Source organism: Erysipelothrix anatis, from assembly GCF_009828745.1.
Lineage (GTDB): Bacteria > Bacillota_I > Bacilli_A > Erysipelotrichales > Erysipelotrichaceae > Erysipelothrix > Erysipelothrix anatis.
Window position 1 is genome coordinate 152,596 of record NZ_WTSX01000002.1, and the last position, 24,602, is coordinate 177,197.

Below are 24,602 nucleotides of genomic sequence, written 5' to 3' on the forward strand. Positions count from 1 at the left end.
GAGGGAAAAATGGAAGAGAATAAAGAATTTGATCGCGTAAAATCGCGTAGTATTTCTGATGAAATGAAGAAATCTTTCGTTTCATATGCAATGTCCGTTATTGTCTCACGTGCCCTTCCAGATGTACGTGATGGATTGAAACCTGTTCACCGTCGTATTCTATACGCGATGAGTGATTTGGGTATGACGAGTGATAAACCGTATAAGAAATCAGCACGTATCGTTGGGGACGTAATTGGTAAGTATCACCCTCACGGTGATATTGCTGTTTATGAATCAATGGTTCGTATGTCACAAGACTTTTCTTATCGTTACATGCTAGTTGATGGCCATGGTAACTTTGGGTCCATTGATGGCGATGGCGCTGCTGCGATGCGTTATACAGAAGCTCGTATGTCCAAAATTTCGATGGAAATGATGCGCGATATTAATAAAGAAACTGTTGATTTTCAACCTAACTATGACGGAGAAGAGACAGAACCTTCGGTTCTACCTTCACGTTTTCCGAATGTTTTAGTTAATGGTGGAACGGGGATTGCTGTCGGGATGGCGACGAATATCCCTCCTCATAACTTAGGAGAAGTCGTTGATGCTACAATTGCATTAATTGATAATCCAGAAATCACAATTAAAGAATTGATGGATGAGTATATTTTTGGTCCAGATTTCCCAACAGGAGCTTATTTACTTGGACGCTCAGGTATTAAGTCAGCATTTGAAACTGGTCGCGGATCTGTAGTTATGCGTGCTAAAGTTGATATCACTGAGTTACCTAATGGGAAGCCGGTTCTTACAATTTCTGAAATACCTTATCAAGTAAATAAAGCGAATCTTGTTGAGAAAATCGCTAGTCTTGTTCGGGATAAAGAAATTGAAGGGATTACTGACTTAAGAGATGAGTCAAACCGAGTCGGTATCAAAATAGTTATTGAATTACGTCGCGAAATACAACCAGAAGTTGTATTAAACCAACTATATCGTTTAACAGCAATGCAATCGACATTTGGTGTAAATATGTTAGCGTTGGTTGATAATAGACCAAAATTGCTTAACCTTCTTGAAATACTAGGATATTATCGAGATCACCAAATTGAGATTATCACACGAAGAACACGATTCGAACTGCGAAAAGCTGAAGAACGTGCTCATATTCTCGAAGGAATGATCATTGCGCTCGATAATATCGATGAAGTAATGACAATTATTAGAAATTCAAATGATGATGCTGAGGCAAGTAGTCGTCTCAATGAGAGATTTGGTCTTACAGCAATCCAATCTAAAGCTATCTTAGATATGCAGTTCAGACGTTTGACTGGATTGCAACGTGAAAAACTCGATGCAGAATACGCAGAGTTAACACTGACAATAGAAGATTTAAAAGATATTCTTGCAAATCACAGTCGTGTTTTAGATATCATTAAGACAGATTTAGAAGAAATTAAGACTAAATTTGGTGATCCAAGACGCTCTGAGGTTATAGAAGCAGATATCGATATGCTTGATGAAGATTTGATACCTGAAGAAGATATCGTAATTTCGATGACCATGAATGGTTATATTAAGCGTACAACTATAGACTCCTTTAATGTTCAAAATAGAGGTGGTAAGGGTGTTAAAGGTATGGCGACATACGATGAAGATGAAATTGATCAATTCCTAGCTCTTTCAACTCATGATTACTTACTAGTCTTTACTAATAAAGGTAAAGTGTATAGAATGCGCGGATTTAATGTTCCAGCAGCAAGTAGAACTGCTAAAGGAATTCCAGTCGTCAACTTACTCTCTCTGGATGAAGGTGAAGAAGTACGTACACTGGTGAAAGTACCTAGAGATGATGAAGACTCTAAATATGCATTCTTCGTAACTCGACAAGGTATCGTCAAACGTGTTGCAGTGAGTGAGTTTGAGTCAATTCGACAAAATGGTAAAATTGCAATTACGCTACGCGAAGACGATGAACTCGTGGCTGTCAAAATGACTGATGGTTCAAATGAAATTATCATTGGTGGAGACAACGGTAAAGCAGTTCGCTTTGACGAAAATGAAGTTAGACCAATGGGACGTACCGCATCTGGTGTTCGAGGATTCGATGTTGATGGTGGAATCGTTGTAGGGGTTGCAACTGACCGTGAAGGTAAGTATATTTTAGCCATTACTGAAAAAGGTTATGGTAAACGTACTGAATTAGATGAGTATCGATTAACAAAACGTGGTGCTAAAGGTGTTAAAACAGTTAATATTACTGAGAAGAACGGTAATCTCGTATCACTTCGAGCTGTGGCAGGTGATGAAGAGCTTCTTGTTATTTCAAGTGATGGAACTGTAATCCGAACAGAAGTTGCAAATATAGGAATATATGGTCGCTCAACGATTGGTGTTCGAATTATCAATGTTGGAGAAAATGACGCTGTTGCTTCAGTCGCTGTGTTGAAAGTTAGTGAAGAAATTTCTGACTCTGATATCGATGATAAGTCACACGATGATACAGTAGTTGAAACAGAAACTGTAGATTCAGAATAATATAGTACAAAAGCATACGATTTATCGTATGCTTTTTCTTTATTCATAATCAAAACTCACTAATTTGACAATAAATACAGTAATGGCTATAATTATCTTAAACTCAGTGAGAGGGAATAATATAGTCGTAAGTTATTTAAAGAGAGATACTGTTGGTGAGAGGTATTATTAATTGATTATAGATCTACCCTTGAGAGATTAAATTCGGAAGACAGCCGTTATCTGTTAAAGGAATGTTTCACGTGAAACATTCGAAAAAGGGTGGCACCACGGTAAATCCGTCCCTTAATGAGGGTGTTTTTTTTATTTTAGGAGAGATAGTTATGTTAGATATTAATCTATTTAGAACTGATGCGGATATTATTCGCGAGAATATCAAGAAAAAATTCCAAGATCACAAACTACCAATGGTCGATGAAATCATTGCATTGGACATTGAATATCGTGGTTTAAAGACACGTGCAGATGAATTACGTGGACAAAGAAACTCATTAAGTAAGGAAATTGGTAAACTAATGGGTCAAAAGAAAATCGATGAAGCAAACGCCATTAAAGAGCAGGTTCAAGCATTTGCTAAAGAACTTGAAGAAATTGAGCAGAATGAAGAACCAGTATTTGAGAAATTACAACAACTCTTAATGCAAATACCGAACTTAATTGCTGATGATGTTCCTTTAGGAAGAGATGACACCGAAAATGTCGAGCGTTCACGTCATGGTGAAATGGTAGAAAAACCGTTTGAAGTCCCTTATCACGTAGATATTATGGAGTCATTCGATGGAATCGACTTAGATGCAGCGCGAAAAGTTAGTGGACAAGGCTTCTACTACTTACAAAAGGATGTTGCGCGTCTTCATTCAGCTGTCACTGCATACGCAAGAGACTTCATGATTGATCGTGGCTATGACTATGTCATTCCACCATATATGATCCGTAGTCATGTTGTAACTGGTGTAATGAGCTTCGAAGAAATGGAAAATATGATGTATAAGGTTGAAGGTGAGGATCTGTACTTAATTGGTACCAGTGAACACTCAATGATTGGTAAGTTTATTGATACAATCAACCCTGAATCAAAGATGCCACAACGCCTCACTAGCTACTCACCTTGCTTCCGTAAAGAAGTAGGTGCACATGGAATAGAAGAGCGCGGAGTATATAGAATACACCAGTTTGAGAAGCAAGAAATGGTTATTGTATGTAAACCGGAAGAAAGTGCTGCATTATTTGAAGAAATGTACAAAAATTCAGTTGATTACTTCCGAAGTCTAGATATTCCAGTCAGAGTTTTAGAGTGTTGCTCAGGAGATTTAGCTGATCTGAAACACAAATCTGTTGATGTTGAAGCATGGAGTCCTCGTCAAAAGAAATTCTTTGAAGTAGGAAGTTGCTCAAACCTTACTGATGCTCAAGCAAGAAGACTAAAAATAAGAATTGATACAAAAGATGGACGCGTATTTGCACATACCTTAAACAATACTGTTGTTGCACCTCCGCGTATGCTTATCGCATTTTTAGAGAATAACCTTCAAGAAGACGGTTCGGTACTAATTCCTGAAGCGTTAAGACCTTATATGGGATTTAAAGAGAAAATGGTTCCTGTATCTAAATAAATCACAAAGAAAAGGAGTTAATCGTAAGATTATCTCCTTTTTTAGGTTCATTATTTATTGTTTTGCTAAGTATTCTTTAATAATTCGAGTAACAGGGGCAGAATTATTGTCTTCAATTACAAAATCAGCAATTTGTTTGACATCATCATGTGCATTTTTAACAGCATAACCAATACCCGCTAGCTCAAGCATTCCAATGTCGTTATGATAATCACCAAATGCGACTACGTCATCTCGATCTATATTCATTTCTTCGAGTAGATGTTTAAGACCTTCGCCTTTATCGACATTGCTATGCATGACATCAATCCAGATTTTACCGGCAGTAACAGCATTATAACTGCTTGATAGGGCAGGTTCTATAAAGTTTTTGTAATTATCAACTGTATTATCAAGACTTAGCATAGTGACTTTGATTATATCATCATCCACCTTTGATATATCGTCAACTATATTATAGTCGAGATAATATTCATACAGCTTTTGTTTATGGTCATCATTGTAGACTTCAACATAAGCACTCGTTAGAGACGATGCAATGATTGAAGTTTCTTTTGCTTTACGAATGGGTACTAGGACTTCTTCAATATCTTCCTGAGAAAATACAGACTTATAGATAATTTTACCGTTATACTCGACAATTGCGCCATTGTCTGAGATAAAATTGATCTCATGTTTAAAATCTTTAACTTTGTTTTTAATACTAAAGAGTGTTCTTCCGGAAGCTAGAACAAGTCCGGAATCACTACTGTTTAGTAGGTCTAGTGTTTCTTTGAAATCTTTTGGCAACTCTGAATTATCGTTCAGAAGGGTGTGATCCATGTCACTTACAAATAGTTTTGGCATATGCTACCTCCAGTGAAATTATATCATAAATGTTTCACGTGAAACGTTGCATTTATTTGCATATTTGTTATAATAACTATGCTACTACAACATAATCTAATGAACCAGGTCAGGGTAGGAATACAGCAGCCTTAATTTAGCTCTTATGTGTGTAGTGGCTTTTTTTGTATCCAAAATGAGGTGATAAATCATGAATCACGAAATGTATATGAGAGAAGCTATAAAACAAGCTAAAATGGCATATGAGATGGATGAAGTACCTGTCGGTGCTATTGTAGTAAAAGACGGGAAAATTATAGGTAAAGGATTCAATCTAAGAGAGAGTACCAATAGAACAAGCGCACATGCAGAAATTGAAGCCATGAATGCCGCGGGGAAATCACTTAATAGTTGGAACTTAAGTGGTTGTACTGTTTATGTAACTGTCGAACCTTGTCAAATGTGCGCAGGAGCAATGATTCAAGCTCATGTAGATACTGTAGTATTTGGTGCTAATGAACCAAATAGTGGTAGCTATGGATCAGTATTGAATATGTCTGAAATACAGGGATTTAATCATTACCCGAAGGTAATCCCAAACATACTCGAATCTGAAGGGAGATTACTTATGAAAGAATTTTTTAAAGAAAAACGAAATAATGAAGTAAAAATCAAACGTGTTGATGATGAATCTTATAATCTATACTTAGATGTCAGGAAGAAAGTGTTTGTTGAAGAACAAAATGTTGATATAAGCCTTGAAATAGATGAATACGATTCACCTAATGATGAGAACGTAATGCATGTAATGGCGGTTGTTAATAATCAAGTTGTTGGAGCTGCTCGATACGTGAAAAAGGGAGATACCCTCAAGGTTGGAAGAGTTGCAGTGCTCAAAGAGTACCGGAAATTCAAAATAGGGACAAAGTTGCTCCAAGATGCAGAGAAACAAGCGAAAAATAATGGGTTTAAGCGACTAGAATTGGGTGCGCAGATTCAAGCAATACCATTCTATGAAAAAAATGGCTATAAAGAATATGGTGAAGTCTTTGATGACGCAGGGATTGATCATATAATGATGGAAAAGGAAATCAAATAAAAAAACATCAATCTTAGTGATTGATGTTTTTTATAGCATAAACTTATGTGTTCGGTACTTCACTGATTTGTGTTGCCTTGACGATAGTTCGCCATGGATCAACAGTCGTTTGTTCTGTACATGTAATTAAAGTAAGTGTTCTAGCATCTGGAGTATCATTCAAGACCGACACATCCGTATGATGAACGGTAGAAATATCTTCAATACGATAAGTATAAGTATTCTTTTTATCGTTAAGTATTACTTCATCACCAATTTCAAGTTTATCAAAATCTCTAAAGACACAGCTTGCACAGTTTCCATTGTGGCCCGCAATAGCGAAGTTTCCGTTACCTGTAGGTTCAGGAGAACTTTCATATGCAACTACATAGCGAGAAAGATAGTCCCAATCATTAGTTTTAGCAATCAAATGATTAACACCTAGTTTTTCAATAACTATATAGCCCCATACATTGGCATCAACAGTCTCAGCTGGAAGTTCTGAGTTTTCAGATAATAAAGGAGCATTCATAAAATTTTGTAGTTCCTGTTCCTGTGATTTACGTTCAAAGTATTTGATACCGACATCGTAAACAATGATTGAGAGCCCCAGCACAGTCATTAGTATCCCAATGATACCAAGAACATTTACTTTTTTCTTCTTTTCCATACCTTAATTATATGGAATCAAATAAGTAATTACAACCAATAGACCGTATGATATAATGAATAATAGGTGATAACATGGCATATCAGTCATTATATAGAAAATACAGACCTTCTACGATGGACGAAGTAGTCGGCCAACAACATATTGTTGAAGTCCTTACAAATTCAGTGAAAAAAGATAAGATATCGCATGCATATCTTTTAACAGGTCCCCGAGGTACCGGAAAAACCTCAACAGCAAAATTGTTTGCACGTGCAGTAAACTGTACAAGTGAAACCGAACTGATCTGTGGTCAGTGTGATAACTGTGTTGCAGTACAAAATAATACACATCCTGACTTAATTGAAATTGATGCAGCAAGTAATAACGGTGTAGATGAAATTCGAAGTTTAATCGAACGTGTTAAATACACACCGATTTTAGGTAAATATAAAGTGTATATTATTGATGAGGTCCATATGTTGACGCAAGGTGCATTTAATGCCCTATTAAAGACATTAGAAGAACCACCAAGTCATGTTGTCTTTATTCTTGCGACTACAGAGATTCATAAAGTGCTTCCAACCATCATTTCAAGGTGCCAAAGATTCGATTTTACAAGAATTCCTGAATTGGCAATTGCAGAGCGTTTAGACAGTATTTTAGATCAAGAACATGAAAGTGCAGAACCTGGTGCAACGGAATTGATTGCGTCATTATCGGGTGGTGGATTGCGAAATGCACTAACTATTTTAGAGCAAGCAATTGTGCTATCTGATGGTCCGATTACAAAGCAACAAATCTATGCATCAAATGGTGTACTATCAGTTGATGGAAAAATGGAAATGTTTAGAAATATTGCAGCAAGTGATATGCAGCAACTTATTGATAATATTCAAGGTATGAAAATGCAATCAGTCAGCTATGATCGCTTAGTGATGGATATTACAAAAAACCTTAAAGATAGTCTGATTTATACGTATACTAAAATGAATACAATAACTGAAGATACGTTAGTCCATTATTTATCAGAAGCATTTACAACAGATGTCCGTCTTAAAATGATTGATATCTTGTTAGAGTATGCAGAAAAGATGCGTTTCTCACAACAACCTGAAATGTACTTTGAGATTGCTATGTTAGACATATTTAATCATTTTTCGAATAAATCAGATAGAGTGCAAGGGCAGCAAACTCAAAAAGATACGCAGTTTGTTACAAATAAACAAGAGACTGTAGTTGAAACTCCAAAAGACTTAAAACCGATAGTGGAATCCGTAAATTCGAAAGTTGCTACAGACTTAGATCCAGTAGTACTCACAAAAGATGTAAATAAACAACCAGAAGTTGTTATATCAAATCCGGAAGACGCAATACAGTTTGAGTTTGATGATACTGAACATGAAATAATCGAAGATGTCGTAGATGATTCAGAAAATTCATCAAATATTGCTCCTGTACATACAGAAAATAGTATTGGCCTAAAGAATATTGATACTGATATGGTTATAAGATTTATGGTAACTGCTGATAAGTCACTGAGATTAGCGGATGAAGAGCAATTTACGCAAATTCAGAGGTATCGAAATATACCACAATGGGCGCGATCAGCGAGATTACTATCTGGCGGTAAAGTAGTGTTAAGTAGTCCATTCTTTGTTGTTGTAGCGATGCAGTCTGAAATTGAAGTTCGTGAAATTGGTGAAGCACGGAATCGTCACGAACTCAATAAATTTAGCGAAGTGATTTTCAATAAAGATAAAACAATCTTAGCAATCTCAGTAAATATGTATCAAGAAGCGGTCGCAAAATTTATTGAACTTAATAAAGCAGGAACATTACCAAGTCCTGTTCTACCTGAAGAACTTACAGTAACAGAAGATAATGCGGAAGATGCCCGAATTGTTGATGAGTCACTTGATAGTGTCTTAAATCTATTTGGTGATTCCGTAGAAATTATTGAATAGGAGTTATAATGTATCCGAAAACACTGCAACAACTCATAGAATCATTTAAGATGCTACCTGGAGTTGGTCAAAAAACAGCAGAACGTTATGCACTTACAATGTTGGAATCAAACATTGAAGATCTCAACGAATTTGCTAGCAATCTGATGAATATAAAATTAAACATTAAAACATGCAAAGTATGCCATAATCTTACAGAAACAGAAATTTGTGACATATGTGCAGATAACACTCGCGATCAAAATACAATTTGTGTTGTTTCAAGTGCTAAAGAAGTTTTCTCAATCGAAAAAACACAAGAGTATCATGGTGTCTATCATGTGCTTGATGGCCTGATCTCAACGAAAAAGGGCATAATGCCTGATCAATTGAATATTGAAAGTTTGGAAAAACGTCTATCTCTAGAATCAAAAGAAGTGATTCTAGCATTGAATGCGACAGTTGAAGGTGAAATGACTTCATTATATCTTGCTAAAAGGCTTGAGGATAAAGTTGATGTTACACGTTTGGCTTTTGGACTTCCAATTGGAGGGCATCTCGATTACGCCGATGATATGACATTAATCAAGGCTTTTGAAGGACGTAATAAAATTAAGTAAAGGAGGATAACATAATGAGCTCAATCGCATATATTTCGGACGAAAGAATGATAGAATTTCATAGAAGTAATGGTCATCGTTCTATCAATTTTTGGCGTCTTAGTACGAAGCGATTTGAACGCTTTGATGTGGGCTCATTGTTGTTCTTTATAGACAAGCGTTATATTCACCCCTTAACAAAGGAAAAGGGAATTATTGGATATGGGCGTGCTCGTAGTGTACGAACGATGAGTATCAAGCGGACATGGGACGAGTATCAACACATGAATGGATACAAAGATTATCCTTCGTTTCATGAGTCCATTATGAATGCAACTAAAGATGGGGAAGCGCCCAAGCAAATTCAATCAATCGAATTAGACCATGTCGTATTTTTCAAAGGACCAGTCTTTCTAAGTGAAGTTGACTTCGTCTTACCAAGTAGACTTGAATCGTTCTTGTATCTTGTAGATGGTGGCAGAGATGTTGCGATTGACCTCTTAAAGAAGGCAGAAACAATTGGTATCGATCAATGGTTTGCAGCAATAAATGCTCGCGTAGAGATGAATTTAATTTATGAAGATATCCACGAACAGACAATCCGAAATGCAATTTCTGATATAGCCGTGACATGGACACAATTACAAGAAAATTTGACCTACAATATTGAAAATACATCGCGAATTGGTCCTATCGCATATCATTATACGGAGCGTTTAACTAAAATCTACTTGCCAAGCTCATCAATAAAAAATCACTTTTATGAACTTCTTGGTATTATAACGTGGTTAAAAAAAGAACTCGAAGTTTATCAACTTGAGTTCGTCATTGTATCGAAAACTTCGATGCGTGATTTTGAAGATCAATTTAAGCGCCTGAAGTTAACGCCCTTATATATTTAGGTTTTGCTTCACGGTATTCAACATCTAACTCATTGAGCATATCTACATAGTGTGGATATGCTTTTTCGTTTGCTTCATGTAGCTCATATTCCAACTCGAAGTCGTTGTGATTCTCGAATGAGGATGCATCGAGGCACCAAGATCCGTACGCATCATCATACGTATAGCGTTGAGTATCACTATATGCAATGCAATCCAATTGGCTAACGTCCAAGTTTAACTGATTAAAAAAATTAATAACGGAAGGGTGGTCTAAAGTCTTTGTTTCTAAGAGCACCTCATGTTCCATGACCCCATCCTCTTGAGGAATTTTAACTGTAAACTCGAAGCGATTGTCGACTGTGCGAATACGGCACATGATGCCCATACTATACAGTTGACGATCGGGTGTATCGTAGTAATCATTGCGTTGGTTGACACCAGAATCGAAAGGCAATTTCGACTTAATTTTGTCAAATAAAGGTTCATCCAACATTGTTTTGTATTCAATCTCTAGGTTATGTTTCATATTACTATGTTACAATATGTCTAAAGGAAAAGGAAGTAACTTATGAAACGATTTATAACAATTCATCGTGGTGATAATGCATCAGAAAGTATTTGCCAATTGGTAACACGCAAATTAACTGAAGGTGGGATGGTTCGTGATGAGCATCAACCAGAATTAGTGATTTGTGTCGGTGGTGACGGTACTTTGTTGAAAGCCTTTCACGAGTATATTGATAAAGTTGAAGACGTCTCGTTTGTGGGTATTCATACGGGAACTTTAGGGTTTTCAACTGATTATACACAGGATCAAATTGATGATTTCATTGCGGATGTATTAACAAAACAACCAATCATTGATGAGAAGAGAATCTTAGAAGTCACTTTAAAAAATACTACGAAAGTGTCCCATTACTACGCACTTAATGAAGTTCGCGTGGAAAACATTGTAAAGACGCAAACGATGGATATTCATATTGATGATTCATATTTTGAAACCTTTAGAGGAAATGGCGTATGTATCTCAGGACAATACGGATCGACTGCATATAACCGTTCTATTGGCGGAGCTGTAATTTATCCGGGACTTGATTTATTACAGATGACGGAAATATCTGGAATTCATCATCGCCATGCCCGAAGCTTAGGATCACCTTTGGTAATGAATCCACATACAACAATTAGACTTACAAGTGACTCGTTTGATCATGCATTGCTTTGCTATGATCATCTACATGTTCATTTAGATTCAATCCATGATATTACGATTCGAAATAGTGACCACATAATGCGTTTTGCTCGTTTCAAAGAGATACCTCATATTACTCGCTTAAATGCACTATTCTAAAAAAAAAACAGGATATAATCCTGTTTTTTAGTGTCTATGTCTATTTTGTGTTTCGCTGTACATATGAAATGCAACGGCAAGCGGAATCATATAAGAAAGCAATGATGATCCCCCATACGAAATAAAGGGTAAAGTAATTCCGGTAATCGGAAGCACTGCCATGATCATCCCAATATTTTCTAGATGCTGGAAGAAAATCATTCCAATGATTCCCATCATCATATAACGTTCTTTTGGTAAATCACTGTTTTTAGTAATGGAGACAAGTTTAATATCAAATAAGAATGATAGTGCGATAGTTATTGAACCACCGATGAAGCCAAAGTTTTGAGAAATAACTGCAAAGATGAAGTCTGTTTGTGCTTCAGGATAGTGGGCAATCATCGTTCCGAGAGGATGTCCATTAATACCAGCAGTTCCGTAAGAAATCATTGATTGGAAAAGTTGATACCCATGGCCCATAGCGTACTTTTCATAGTCAAGCCAACCATAGAAACGATCCAAGCGATATGACGTCGAACCACCACCAAGCAAAGTATTCAAGATATCTGGGTAGTTATAGTAGAGGAAGACAATTCCTAATAATGCGCCAATACCTAATGTTGCAATGATAATGAACCATTCGCGTCGTACGCCAGAAAGAATAAACATAGTTGCTAAACTAAATAGAATAACAATTGGAACTCCCGTATCTGGTTGTAAGAAAATTAGGATAAAAGGTGGGAGTGCAAATTTAGCAATTTTGAAAAATAGTTGAAAATCACTTTGAAATGTATACCCTTCTTTATCGGTATTATGTTGATGAATGACGTTTGCAGCTTTGATAACTAAGACAATTTTCATGAACTCACTAGGTTGGAAAGAACCAATTCCAGGGATCATATACCAAGCCCGTGTTCCGTTAATGGGTGCAACGATACTGCTGTTGATATTTGCAAAACGTGCAATTACAAGACCAGCTAGAAGAACCATTAAGATCCAATAAGCTATATCTATCGCAGTAAACAGTCGGTCTATTCCGATTTTAATTAGAAATGCGATAACTGCGAATCCAATCGCAAACCACATTAATTGTTTCTTAACTAAAGAAATTGCATCTGCTTGACCATTATCTAAAAGTGGTGCGGATAGATAGATGGCCACAACACTTATCGTTGCGAATGCAATCATAATTCCGAACAAAACTTTGTCTAAGGTAAAGTAGCGCTTACTTTCATTGATGAATTTGTTCATTGTCGCTCCTTTTGTGAATAGATAGAATAGTGTATAATATATAAAGATAAATCAAGAGGTGTTCCACATGAATCGTCTTCAAACTTATTACGAACAATTACAATTACCTTTAAAATCATTATTCTTTGGATCGTTGCTAGTCGCAATTGGTACGATTATACCCAATCCATATGTGAATAGTGTTTTAAAATTGGACAGCCCAATACTCCTTACAATATCACGTGTGTTATTGATGAGTGGTGGTATCATTTTAGCATATTTCCCACTATATGTTTTTATCAAGTTACTCTCTCATGAGAAAAACGAACCGAACATAGTAGTCACAGGAATTATATCATATCTAGCATTTTTAGTATCTATGCTACTCTTGTCACCAACGACATCACCTACAGCTACTTATATTAGCGCATTAGTGATCAAATTAGGTGATAAACAGTACATGTTATACCGTACAGGGATATTTGGTTTAATTGCAATCTATCTCTTTGTTAAAAATATATATCGTAAAACTTCAGAAAAACGTCACATAAGTAATGTCTCTTTTGCGGATCGTGAAACAGTTAAGATGGTTTTCGCAATCGTTGGATCATCTGTGATCGGTATGCTCTTTGCATTTGGATGGCCATATTTTATGGAAATGATGTACAGCATCATGGAATTTATTTCGCAAGATGTGAATAATCCAATGAGTCTATTTGCCTATGGGGCGCTAGAGCGTCTCATGGCACTAGCTAACCTTGATGTTATATTACACCAAGAATTCTGGCTCAATACCTTAGGTGGAACCTGGATGAACCTTGCAGGTCAATCATTCGTTGGTGATGTCAACATCTGGGCCGGACAGTTAAAAGAAACGGTGAATGTCTTTGGTGCTGGTCGTTTTACAAGTGCATATTATGTGATGAATATCTTTGCAGTACCAGCTTACTTAATTGCTATCTCAACGACCATTTCAAACAAACGTGCACGTAACCGTAATATTGGATTATTAATTGCTGCGATTCTTGTATCGATGGTTGGTGGTACATTGTTACCAATAGAAATTCTAATGTTACTTACAAGCCCAACACTATACTTCTTCCACCTGTTTGCAACAAGTTTTATTTATGCAATTCTGAGTGGATTCTCGGTGGCACTGGGATTCTCTTTCTTTGGAAATTTACTCTCAGCAACACCTGGAAATATTATCGATTTGATGGGTATTTCTTATAATACTGTATTAGTAAGTAAAGTCTTTATCTTATTGCTTGTAGGAATCATTGTCTTCTTAGTTTACTTCTCATTCACACGCTTGTACTTCAATAAACTAGCATTGGATGTTCTAAGTATTACGAATAAGCAACAACGTATTGAAGACTTTACAGAAGGCCTTGGTGGTGTTTCAAATATCGAAACAGTATCAAGTACATTAACGCGAATTCATGTAGAACTAAGGGAACGCGAAGACTTAAATATTGCTGCGCTTCACCGTCAGGGTGTTACTCGAATTGTTGAGACTCGCCAAGGCTTTGTCTTATCCATTGGTTCACCAGCATATATGATTCAAAAAGCTATTAATAAAAATATTAAAACATACAGAGCAATACACGAAGTAGAGGAAGTTGAAGAGAATGAAGGATAATTCAAAACTGACACCTATGCTCCAACAGTATATGGAAATAAAACAAAACACCAATGATGCGTTGGTGTTTTATCGATTAGGTGATTTTTATGAACTCTTTTTTGAAGATGCCGTAGTTGCATCAAAAGTTTTAGATCTTGTGCTAACAGCACGATCAGCAGGTGGTAATGAGAAAGCACCCATGGCGGGTGTACCCCATCATGCCGCAGCATCTTATATTCAAAAACTTGTGAATGCGGGTTATAAAGTAGCGATTGTTGAGCAAGTTGAAGATCCCAAATCGGTTAAGGGGATTGTGAAACGTGAGGTTGTTGAAATTGTAACTCCGGGTACATATCTCGAAGTTGAAGATCATGAAACACGTGAGATTGCAGCCATTCATACAGATCTCGTTTATGCGAGTATTGTGAGCTGCGACATCGTTTCGGGTACAGTTCGTGCCATAAGAGTTATGAATGATTTCGTAGATATCATTAAAGTACTCCAACAATTTCAAGTTAAAGAAATCGTAGTTAGCGAAGACTTTGACCCCAATATTTTAAAAGAAGTTAAAGCCAAAACAGATATTTATGTATCATATCAAGAAACAATTGATGAGACCATGAACCATGACGATAAAGCGATTGGAATGGCCTTAGCACGTTTGAGTGCCTATCTTAAGTATACACATAAGCGGTCATTGCAACATTTATCAGATGTTGTCGTTTTGAATGACCAAGCATACCTTCGTATGGATTATGCAACAATGACAAACCTTGAACTGATAGATCATCAAAACGGCAAAGAATTGTCCTTGTTTCACTACCTCAACAAAACCCGCACGAATATGGGAGCACGAGCTTTAAAACAAGAATTAATGCAACCGATGGTGAGTAAGTCAGACATCTACAAACGTCATGCACAAATTGAAACACTAATTCAAGATTATCTATTAAATGATAAATTAGTAGCAAGTTTAAAAGAAGTCTATGATATTCATCGTGTCGTTGCCCGGATGGCGACAGGAAAACATAATGCCCAAGACCTAGTTCGTTTGAAGAAAACATTGGGAGTCTTTCGCACAATTCAAAGAGATATTGAAGGTTTTGATGAGTTCCAATTCATCAGTGAATTAGATCCCTTAGAAGCAGTTTTTGAGGTGCTTGATAATACTATTTTAGATGATGCTCCGGTTCAATTAAAAGAAGGGCGTACATTTAAAACGGGGATTCATGAGACCTTAGATGAACTTCTTGAAATTTCAAAAAATGGCAAGCAATGGCTCGTTGCGTATGAAGCCAAACAACGGGAAAAAACAGGAATTAAAAATTTAAAAGTGGGATACAATCGTGCGTTTGGATACTTTATCGAAGTGTCCAAAGGACAAGTCGATAATGTTCGTGATGATTTCGGTTATATCCGAAAACAAACACTAACAAATGCGGAACGCTATATCAGTGAAGAACTTCAAGAATATGAAGTGAAGATAAGCCAAGCAAGTGACCAAATTCTACAGATAGAGACCGAACTCTTTGTGAAGTACTCTGAGTATGTTTCGGAACATGCGAAATCCATCCATGCGATTGGAGATGGTCTTGCGACATTGGATGTACTTGTTGCTTTAGCAGAAATTTCGGCGCTTCCTGGTTTTACGAAACCTGAAGTTGTAGAGGGACGTTACCTCGATATTCAAGAAGGAAAGCATCCCGTATTACAAGCAACGCTTAAAGACCAACAGTACATAGCAAGTGATACACTAATGGATGAATCGATTTATACATTGATTTTAACTGGACCGAATATGGGTGGTAAGAGTACCTATATGCGAATGGTCGCATTAAATGTTGTGCTCGCACAAATGGGATGTTTTGTACCGTGCGACCGTATGGTGTGGAGTCTTGTTGATCAAATCTTTACACGCATGGGTGCTAGTGACGATATTCTCATGGGTCAATCTACGTTTATGGTCGAAATGATTGAAGCTCAAGCAGCTTTATCTAATGCGACTGAACAGTCATTAATTTTGTTTGACGAAATTGGTCGTGGAACCTCAACCTATGACGGGATGGCATTAGCCCAAGCAATTATTGAATATATTAATAACTCGGTTAAAGCACGGACGATTTTCTCAACACATTATCACGAACTGGTTGCACTCGAAGAAATGTATGATGGCATTAAAAATATTCATGTTGAAGTTCATGAAGAAAATGATCATGTAACATTCCTATATCGTGTTTTAGATGGGCGAGCAGATAAATCATATGGGATAAACGTTGCCCGTCTTGCACATTTACCGCAAAGTATTATTGATCGCGCAAAGCAAAATCTTGAAGTTCTCGAACTTTCTAAAAACTCAGTTAATATTGATAGTAAAGTAATTCAAGTAGAAGTAGAACCGCAAGGTTATGGTTTTGTGAAGCAACGTCTGCAAGGGATCGATGTTAATCAACTGACACCGATTGAAGCGTTAATGCTTGTTTCTGAACTCAAAAAAGTTTTAGAAGGTGATTCACATGAGTAAAATTCACGTATTAGATACACATTTAACAAATATGATTGCTGCTGGTGAAGTTGTTGAACGTCCTGGTGGCATTGTAAAAGAACTTGTTGAAAATGCGATTGATGCTAAGGCTACAACGATTGATATTAAAATCATTGAAGGTGGAATGCAATTAGTTGAAGTATCTGATAATGGTGAGGGTATGAGTGCAGATGATTTGTCACGTGCCTTTGAACGTCATTCAACAAGTAAAATATCAGATACAGATGATTTAAACGCAATTCTGACATTTGGATTTCGTGGGGAGGCATTGCCGTCGATATCGTCAGTTAGCCAAGTTGAAGCGACAACGAATAATGGCGATACGGGACATCGCATTTTTATTGATAATGGAAAAAAACGGGATGTCGTTCGTTTTGCACGAAATAAAGGAACAACAATTCACGTTCGAAATCTCTTCTTGAAAACTCCTGCGCGTCTTAAATACATTAAAAACATTCATTATGAAAACTCAATCATACAAGATACGGTGCAAAAATTTGCACTTGGGCGCCCGGATATCGCATTTTCCCTTACCCTTGATGACCGCATGGTGTTTAGAAGTTATGGAACTGGTGATGTCATGGATGTATTCCACCGAATTTATGGGGGAACCATTACAGAAGATTCACGCCGTTTTGAAGCATCAAATTATGATTTCAAAATCGAAGGTGTTGCTGCTTTACCACAGCACAATCGCTCGAATCGATATGCAATTTGGTTATATATCAATGATCGAATGATTCGTTACCCGAAAGCGCAAAAAGCAGTCGTTGATAGTTTCAGACGTCATATGCCAACCGATCGTTATCCAATCGTTGTAATGAAGATAACAGTAGATCCGCAACTCGTTGATGTTAACGTTCATCCAAGTAAATGGGAGATACGTTTGTCGAAAGAGGAACAACTCGTATCCTTAATTCAAAATCATTTAGAGGCTTTATTGTCAGAAGGTATGCGTCCACAAAAAATCACGATAAAACCGAGTTTGCCAGAACAAACGGATATGCGTGAAGCACTACAAAATGCGATTATTGAAACTCAAAAGGAAATATTTATTGAAGAAAGTGTTGATAAAAATACGGTTTTACCAAACACACACAATGATGAATCGGAAGAAGTATCAGAACCAATAAACATTACAGATATGCCAGTTATTGATACGCCGGTATTTATTCACGATTATCGTGTTGAAGAAAAGGAGACTGCTTTTATACCTCAAACTCCATATCCGTCAGAACCAAAGCCCATCGAAGTTTTGATTGAGCCATTGACAGTTCTATCACAGTTAAGTGGTAAATATATCTTGGCACAAGGGGATGCGGGATTATATATAATTGATCAACATGCAGCAATGGAGCGTGTTCGTTATGAATACTATCAAGATAAACTTTTAAATAAAGACGTACCGATGCAAGACTTTTTGATTCCTATGGTAATTGAAGGGCGTCAAAAACTTATCACTCAGATCAATGCTATCAATGAAGTTTTTAGACCATTTCAAATGCAACTCGAAATTTTTGGAGATGATGCATTTATCCTTCGAGCAGTTCCAGTTTGGATTGATGAAGCAGAGGTCCATGAATTTGTGAATGAAGTATTGGATATGTTTGAAACAGATAAAGTTGTACGTGAGGAAGATATGCGTCGTAATGTCATCGCAACATTGGCGTGTCATTCTTCTGTGCGCTTTAATGAGTTTATGTCAATGGATGCGATGGAAACGTTGGTTGAGCAATTGCGACATACACAACAACCGTTCCATTGTCCTCATGGACGTCCGACATTTATAACAGTCGAACACAATCAACTCATTAAGGAATTTAAACGATGAAAAAAATAGTAGTTATTGCAGGTGTAACTGCATCTGGGAAAACAAAAATGGGTGTTGCGTTAGCCCATCGTTTTAACGGTGAAATTATAAGTGCCGATTCGGTTGCGGTTTATCGCGAATTGAATATAGGTTCTGCGAAGCCGTCTGTAGAAGAACGTGAGGGTATCATCCATCATTTAATTGATGTTACTTCAATTGTGGAACCGTATCATGTTGCTCAGTTTCAAAAAGATGCGCGCGCAGCGATTGCAGCGATTCATGCAAAGGGAAAACTACCAATCATTGTAGGTGGTACGGGACTATACATTAATGCTTTAGTAAATGATTATCGTTTCGAAACGGAAGTAACGCCTACGATGGAAACGTTTGATGATTTTGATGATCACACACTGCATCAAATGCTTCAGGACCGTGATTCGGAGGCCGCGCAAACAATCCATCCCAACAATCGTAAGCGTGTTGTACGCACGTTAAATATGCTTCAAGATGGTAAGACAAAGACAGGCATTCACGAAAACCAAAAGGATGTTGCATTGTTTGATGCGTGCATTTTTTTCTTGCAAACAGATCGCGATGTACTTTATGAGCGAATTAATAAACGCGTTGATATGATGATTGACCAAGGTCTTGAGACAGAGGTCGCGGATTTGCTCAGCCATCATCAAAAACTCTTCGAACTGCAGGCTTTACAGGCGATTGGTTACCGTGAATTTGAACCTTTTTTTAACCATGAGATTAGTGCGGAAGAGCGCGATGAACTCATAAAACGTAACACACGTCGTTTTGCTAAAAGACAGATTACGTGGTTCAAACACCAAACTCCGAGTCAATGGATTGATATTCAATCAGAGAATGCTTTCGAAACAGTATCGCAAAGGGTTGCACAATTTATACAAGGACCTACGGAATCGTAGGTCTTTTAATTTCCCAGGAAATAGTACGTGTGAAGTATCTTTCATTAATCGAAGCGTAAAACTATTGAAAGCACAATGTCACTGTGTTAATATATTGATACAGCGGAAGGAAGTTAGTTTATGCTTAAACTGAAGAATATTACAAAGAATTATGGACAAGTTCAAGCACTCAAAGATGTTAGCCTTACATTTAGAGATACTGAATTTGTATCTATCCTGGGACAATCAGGAAGCGGAAAAACAACATTATTAAATATTGTAGGTGGGTTGGATCGTTATACATACGGTGATCTAATTATCGATGGGCAGTCCACAGAAACCTATACAGATAAACAATGGGATGCGTACCGAAATAGCTCTGTCGGCTTCGTCTTCCAATCCTATAATTTAATCCCCCACTTGACAGTACTACAGAATGTCGAGCTATCTATGAAGTTATCGGGCATTGGAAAACAGGAAGCGCACAAGCGCGCGGAAGAAGCACTGATTAAAGTTGGTTTACATGACCAAATCAACAAAAAACCGAATCAAATGTCAGGTGGACAAATGCAACGAGTGGCGATTGCAAGGGCATTGGTGAATGATCCAGATATTATCTTAGCGGATGAACCAACTGGAGCACTTGATAGTAAAACAAGTGTGGTGGTCATGGACCTTCTCAAAGAAATATCAAAAGAAAAGTTAGTTATTATGGTAACGCACAATGCGGAACTTGCGCATACCTATAGTTCACGAATCGTTGAATTTCTCGATGGAGAAATGGTTTCTGATAGCAATCCTGTAAGTAATGATATTGAAGAAGAAAGCAATCATAAACAAGTTATGACAGCAATGCCATATCGTACAGCATTAACATTGAGCGGACGAAATCTATGGGCTAAAAAGGGTCGTACCATTCTAACAAGCATTGCTGGAAGTATCGGAATCATTGGAATTGCCTTGGTATTAGCACTTTCAACGGGATTGTCGAATACGATCAAAACGATGCAAGAAGAAACATTGGCATCATCGCCAATCACAATCGAACAAACGGCGATGGATTATGGCATGGCGATGAATCCAAACATATCGAACCCTGGTGAATCTTATCCAGATTCTACATCAATCAATGTCTATGACCCAATGGAAGGTTACGAAGCGAAGAAGAATGTCATCACTGCAGACTACATTGAGTATGTACGAAAACTTGATCAAAACCTCTATATTTCCATTCAAGAGTCAACAGGTGTTTCCATGAATTGGATTACACAAAAAGGGTCAAACTATGAATTAGTTCAAACGGGCCAAGATGGTGTTGGGGAACTTCTAAACAACGATGATTTTAATAATCGCCAATACGATGTGATTGCTGGAAAGATGCCTACCAATCAAAATGAAATTGTAGTTGTCGTCGATGAATACAACCGAATCCCTAAACAATCGCAACGTATTTTAGGGATTGAAGGGGAATCGTTTGATGCAACTTCCATTGTTGGTAAAGAATACAAACTTATTGAACATAATGATTTCTATCAAGAAACGGCTATGGGCATTTTCCCACCGGCAAATACATCACAATACGAAACACTCTTTTACAGTGATGCTGCAACAACATTAACAGTGTCAGGAGTTTTACGTAAGAGTGAAGCATCGTCAGTTTCAATGTATAATCCAGGACTTTATTACACTGAGGCACTTTCTAAAGATTTCGCAACACGTGCACGTCAATCGAATGTTGTGGCAAAACAATTAGAGGTTAAAGATCTTTACTCGGTTGTGTCTGGACAACCCATTGCGAATGCAAATCCATTCATGGACTCAGAACAAGTTTACAATGAAGTTCTAGCATCATTGGGTGGTTCAGATGTAGCAACGAAACTCGCAATTATTCCCAAAGATTTTGAAACGAAGTCACAAATTCGCGATTATCTTGATGCATACAATCAAGGTCACGAAAAACCTGATCAAATTACGTATACAGATATGTCAGAAATTATGACAAATATTATGGATACAATGGTTAATACGATTTCTTACGTATTAATTGGTTTCTCATCAATTTCATTAGTTGTATCATCATTCATGATCGGTATTATTACTTATGTATCGGTTATCGAACGTACAAAAGAAATTGGCGTCCTCCGTAGTTTAGGAGCTCGTAAAAAAGATATCTCACGTGTCTTTAATGCGGAAACATTCCTCATTGGACTTGTATCCGGTACGTTCGGAATCGTAGTAACATACTTACTCCAGTTCCCAATTAATGCAGTCGTTTATGACTTAACGGGAGCACAAAATATCGCCAACCTAAGTATTAACCACGCATTAATTCTGATTGCAATAAGTATTACATTGACCTTTATTGCAGGATTCATTCCTTCAAAAATGGCAGCTAAAAAAGATCCAGTTGTCGCACTTCGTAGCGAATAATTGTGATTGTGATCAAACCTTGAGTTTCATAGCAAATTCAAGGTTTTTTAATGACTTAGATATCAATCATTAATGTTGAATAACAGTTGATCTAAAACGGTGTCCGACAAGCATAAATATGCACAGATTTGAAAGTATACTTTAAGGTAACCTGATAAGTGCGATCACCAGAAATAAGGATTTAGAGTCGAAACAAATTGCTAAAATAGAAACCCTCAAGCTTCAACAGAGCTAGAGGGTTTTTTGTGTGCATTCAAAAAGAGAACACTAATTCGTATCGAAATTCCTATAATCTATGACTGTTAGATATCGCCATAAAAACCTAAACTAAAAGAAAAGGAGTCAAGTATGTTAGAAGACAAAATAAAAATACTATATCCTCATTATCGGGAAGTACTCGATGTTGCCATCGACCCGACAGTAACAGGATATATCATTAATGGTAACACGATACGCGGATCATCTGACGTGATGGCTTTTTATGGCGCACTGGATCGTATTCAAGGCGTTGAAGCAATTCACCAAAAACCGTGGATTCAAGAACGTGGCGTTCATATTGATATGGGACGTAAATATTTCTCGAAAACGTGGTTTTTTGATTTGATTGAAGTCATGGCCAAACAAAAACTGAATACCTTGCAAATTCATATATCAGAAAATGAAGGTTTTCGTCTTGCATTGGATGGTTATGAATCATTATGTTCTCCAGAGCATTTAACCACATTTGAGATGCGCGATATCATTCGCTATGCTAATTTCTTTTATATTAAAGTAATTCCGTCCTTTGATACACCTGGACATTTAAAATACATCCTTAAAGATTATCCACAGTACCAATTAAAGGGAAACGAAACAGCTTTAGATATTACGAATCCTAAAGCACGTCGATTCATCAAGGGGATGTTAGGGAGTGTTATGGAGTGTTTCTATACATCCCAAATTATTCATATCGGTGGTGATGAGTTTATTCCATTTGAAAATTATGGTGATTATCCGCAGCTTGAAGCCTATGCAAAAGCTCACATTAGTCCTGATGCGACGGGTGTTGATACCTACATTGATTACATCAACGATATTGCAAACTACGTCTACGAATATAAAAAAGAAGTTCGTGTTTGGAATGACGGTTTGTATCGAACGAATCAGAAACCCATTGTTAAGCTGGATAAACATGTTCAAGTCACATATTGGACGAGTTGGAATCAATACATGGCACCGGTAGAAACGTTTATCAAACATAAGCATAAAGTACTTAATTTTATGGACCAATATCTCTATTTTGTATTGGGTGAAAAAGCAGGATATACGTATCCAACGGTAGATAAAATACAGGCTTCATTTGAGCCACATGTATTTCCATTACGCCATGAACTTGCTTCTGAGCAGCGTGATCAAGTCATGCTAGACACATCAGAGCAATACTTAGGAAGTTTCTTTGCGGTCTGGTGTGATGACCCTAATGCACTGTCACAGACAGCTGTATTAGCCATGATTACACCATTAATTGAAGCGTTTGGAGGTAAATTATGGAGCGACTAAATATATGTATTCTACGTGTAAAATCTATAGTTTGTGCTTTTTTACATATATTTTGTCCCTATATTAAACAAAATGTAAGCGGTACAATTAGGATGTCACAAGGCAAACTGTATAACAACTGGGGTGATAGATGATGAAACAGTTTATAAAAGACATGCGCAAGAATTGGGTCTTGCTACTAATGGCATTACCTGGTGCGCTTTGGATGATTTTCTTCTTCTACATTCCGGTATTCGGAAACGTAGTCGCATTCAAAGACTTCCGATTCTCCAGCGATGGTGGATTCTTACGAAGTCTTTACGAAAGTGAATGGGTAGGACTTAAGAACTTTGAGTTCCTATTTAGTTCCGATAATGCATGGATCATAACCCGTAATACCGTACTCTACAACCTGGGATTCATAGTGATTGGTACAGCCTGTGCTGTTGCCCTTGCTATAGTCATGAGTATGTTACGGAATAAACGCCGCGTGAAAACGTACCAAACGGCAATGATGTTCCCATATTTTATCTCATGGATCATAATTTCATCCTTCGTATATTCCTTCCTTAGCCCTGACAAGGGTATTGTAAACCGCGTGATGGTAAATATGGGATCGTCGCCAATTAATTGGTATACAGATCCAACCTACTGGCCGTTTATTATTATCTTTATTGGGATTTGGAAGAACCTTGGTTATCAAAGTGTTATCTACTTTGCATCAATCATGGGAATTGATCCAACATATTATGAAGCAGCTAAAATTGACGGTGCTAACCGTTGGCAACAAATTCGACATGTTACAATTCCACAAATTGTCCCATTAATTAGTATCTTGATGATTCTCGCAGTTGGTAATATCATGCGAGCAGACTTCGGTCTCTTCTATAACGTACCTCGAAATTCAGGACCATTAACACCAGTAACACAAGTTCTCGATACATTCGTCTATAAAGGATTAGCTGCATCGGGTGACTTAGGAATGTCGTCCGCGGCGGGACTTTATCAATCTGTCGTCGGTTTGGTGATCTTGGTAGGAGCGAACGCAATTGTTCGAAAACTCGACCCTGATTCAAGCTTATTCTAG

General features: G+C 37.2%; 18 protein-coding genes, 1 other RNA gene and 1 other annotated feature. Of the genes, 15 read left to right on the plus strand and 4 right to left on the minus strand.

Translation table 11 applies throughout. From position 1 onward, the window contains the following. Window positions 1-9: 9 nt before the first annotated feature. Together gyrA and serS are read left to right on the plus strand one after the other, a co-directional pair. Entirely contained in the window at window positions 10-2,520 is a 2,511-nt protein-coding gene (gene gyrA / locus GVV19_RS02245; RefSeq protein ID WP_159645176.1) for a DNA gyrase subunit A, read from the plus strand. A 97-nt stretch (window positions 2,521-2,617) separates the two neighbouring features. Then, window positions 2,618-2,809, plus strand: a binding site (T-box leader). A gap of 34 nt (window positions 2,810-2,843) precedes the next feature. Further along, window positions 2,844-4,133, plus strand: a complete 1,290-nt coding sequence (gene serS / locus GVV19_RS02250; RefSeq protein ID WP_159645179.1) for a serine--tRNA ligase — start codon at window positions 2,844-2,846, stop codon at window positions 4,131-4,133. Between the two features lie 54 nt (window positions 4,134-4,187). Here the strand turns inward: serS and GVV19_RS02255 are convergent, their stop codons facing one another. Then, window positions 4,188-4,979, minus strand: a complete 792-nt coding sequence (locus GVV19_RS02255) for an HAD family hydrolase (protein WP_159645182.1) — start codon at window positions 4,977-4,979, stop codon at window positions 4,188-4,190. 77 nt (window positions 4,980-5,056) lie between these two features. Between GVV19_RS02255 and ffs the strand changes: the two genes are divergently transcribed. Together ffs and GVV19_RS10745 are read left to right on the plus strand one after the other, a co-directional pair. Further along, window positions 5,057-5,144: signal recognition particle sRNA small type (gene ffs / locus GVV19_RS02260), an RNA gene on the plus strand. Window positions 5,145-5,169: 25 nt separating this feature from the next. Beyond that, the gene (locus GVV19_RS10745) at window positions 5,170-6,057 is read left to right on the plus strand and encodes a GNAT family N-acetyltransferase (RefSeq protein WP_201288182.1); all 888 of its coding nucleotides are present in this window, start codon (window positions 5,170-5,172) and stop codon (window positions 6,055-6,057) included. Between the two features lie 43 nt (window positions 6,058-6,100). Here GVV19_RS10745 and GVV19_RS02270 read toward each other — a convergent pair whose 3' ends face one another. After that, window positions 6,101-6,706 (minus strand): sortase, encoded by a 606-nt coding sequence (locus GVV19_RS02270; RefSeq protein WP_159645184.1) that lies wholly within the window; start codon window positions 6,704-6,706, stop codon window positions 6,101-6,103. 74 nt (window positions 6,707-6,780) lie between these two features. Between GVV19_RS02270 and dnaX the strand changes: the two genes are divergently transcribed. The 3 genes from dnaX to GVV19_RS02285 are packed head-to-tail and all read left to right on the plus strand — an operon-like array spanning window position 6,781 to window position 10,132. Continuing rightward, complete coding sequence (dnaX, locus tag GVV19_RS02275; protein WP_159645187.1) at window positions 6,781-8,652, plus strand: DNA polymerase III subunit gamma/tau; 1,872 nt, start codon at window positions 6,781-6,783, stop codon at window positions 8,650-8,652. Between the two features lie 8 nt (window positions 8,653-8,660). Then, on the plus strand, window positions 8,661-9,251 hold the full coding sequence (gene recR / locus GVV19_RS02280) for a recombination mediator RecR (RefSeq protein ID WP_159634821.1): 591 nt from the start codon (window positions 8,661-8,663) through the stop codon (window positions 9,249-9,251). Window positions 9,252-9,265: 14 nt separating this feature from the next. After that, window positions 9,266-10,132 (plus strand): hypothetical protein, encoded by an 867-nt coding sequence (locus tag GVV19_RS02285; protein ID WP_159645189.1) that lies wholly within the window; start codon window positions 9,266-9,268, stop codon window positions 10,130-10,132. Here GVV19_RS02285 and GVV19_RS02290 read toward each other — a convergent pair. Continuing rightward, window positions 10,098-10,640: a CYTH domain-containing protein gene (locus GVV19_RS02290; RefSeq protein WP_159639925.1), complete on the minus strand. Its 543-nt coding sequence runs from the start codon at window positions 10,638-10,640 to the stop codon at window positions 10,098-10,100. The two genes, GVV19_RS02285 and GVV19_RS02290, sit on opposite strands and share 35 nt — an antisense overlap. A gap of 42 nt (window positions 10,641-10,682) precedes the next feature. Between GVV19_RS02290 and GVV19_RS02295 the strand changes: the two genes are divergently transcribed. Then, the gene (locus GVV19_RS02295; protein WP_159645191.1) at window positions 10,683-11,465 is read left to right on the plus strand and encodes an NAD kinase; all 783 of its coding nucleotides are present in this window, start codon (window positions 10,683-10,685) and stop codon (window positions 11,463-11,465) included. A 27-nt stretch (window positions 11,466-11,492) separates the two neighbouring features. On the opposite strand, the gene GVV19_RS02300 is transcribed toward GVV19_RS02295, so the two are convergent. Then, window positions 11,493-12,698: an FtsW/RodA/SpoVE family cell cycle protein gene (locus GVV19_RS02300; protein WP_159639921.1), complete on the minus strand. Its 1,206-nt coding sequence runs from the start codon at window positions 12,696-12,698 to the stop codon at window positions 11,493-11,495. A gap of 67 nt (window positions 12,699-12,765) precedes the next feature. Here GVV19_RS02300 and GVV19_RS02305 point away from each other — a divergent pair, with 67 nt between their 5' ends. From GVV19_RS02305 to GVV19_RS02335, 7 genes are all read left to right on the plus strand, one after another. Next, entirely contained in the window at window positions 12,766-14,319 is a 1,554-nt protein-coding gene (locus GVV19_RS02305; RefSeq protein WP_159634806.1) for a PTS glucose transporter subunit IIBC, read from the plus strand. Further along, entirely contained in the window at window positions 14,309-16,822 is a 2,514-nt protein-coding gene (mutS, locus tag GVV19_RS02310; RefSeq protein ID WP_159645193.1) for a DNA mismatch repair protein MutS, read from the plus strand. Before GVV19_RS02305 ends, mutS begins: the two co-directional genes overlap by 11 nt. Next, entirely contained in the window at window positions 16,815-18,674 is a 1,860-nt protein-coding gene (gene mutL, locus GVV19_RS02315; RefSeq protein WP_159645196.1) for a DNA mismatch repair endonuclease MutL, read from the plus strand. Before mutS ends, mutL begins: the two co-directional genes overlap by 8 nt. Continuing rightward, complete coding sequence (miaA, locus tag GVV19_RS02320) at window positions 18,671-19,588, plus strand: tRNA (adenosine(37)-N6)-dimethylallyltransferase MiaA (protein ID WP_159645199.1); 918 nt, start codon at window positions 18,671-18,673, stop codon at window positions 19,586-19,588. The genes mutL and miaA overlap by 4 nt, the downstream gene beginning before the upstream one ends. Window positions 19,589-19,708: 120 nt before the next feature. Continuing rightward, the gene (locus GVV19_RS02325) at window positions 19,709-21,997 is read left to right on the plus strand and encodes an ABC transporter ATP-binding protein/permease (protein WP_159645201.1); all 2,289 of its coding nucleotides are present in this window, start codon (window positions 19,709-19,711) and stop codon (window positions 21,995-21,997) included. 348 nt (window positions 21,998-22,345) lie between these two features. Next, window positions 22,346-23,536, plus strand: coding sequence for a family 20 glycosylhydrolase (locus GVV19_RS02330; RefSeq protein WP_159645203.1), 1,191 nt, complete (start codon window positions 22,346-22,348; stop codon window positions 23,534-23,536). 133 nt (window positions 23,537-23,669) lie between these two features. Beyond that, on the plus strand, window positions 23,670-24,602 hold the full coding sequence (locus GVV19_RS02335) for an ABC transporter permease (protein WP_159634790.1): 933 nt from the start codon (window positions 23,670-23,672) through the stop codon (window positions 24,600-24,602).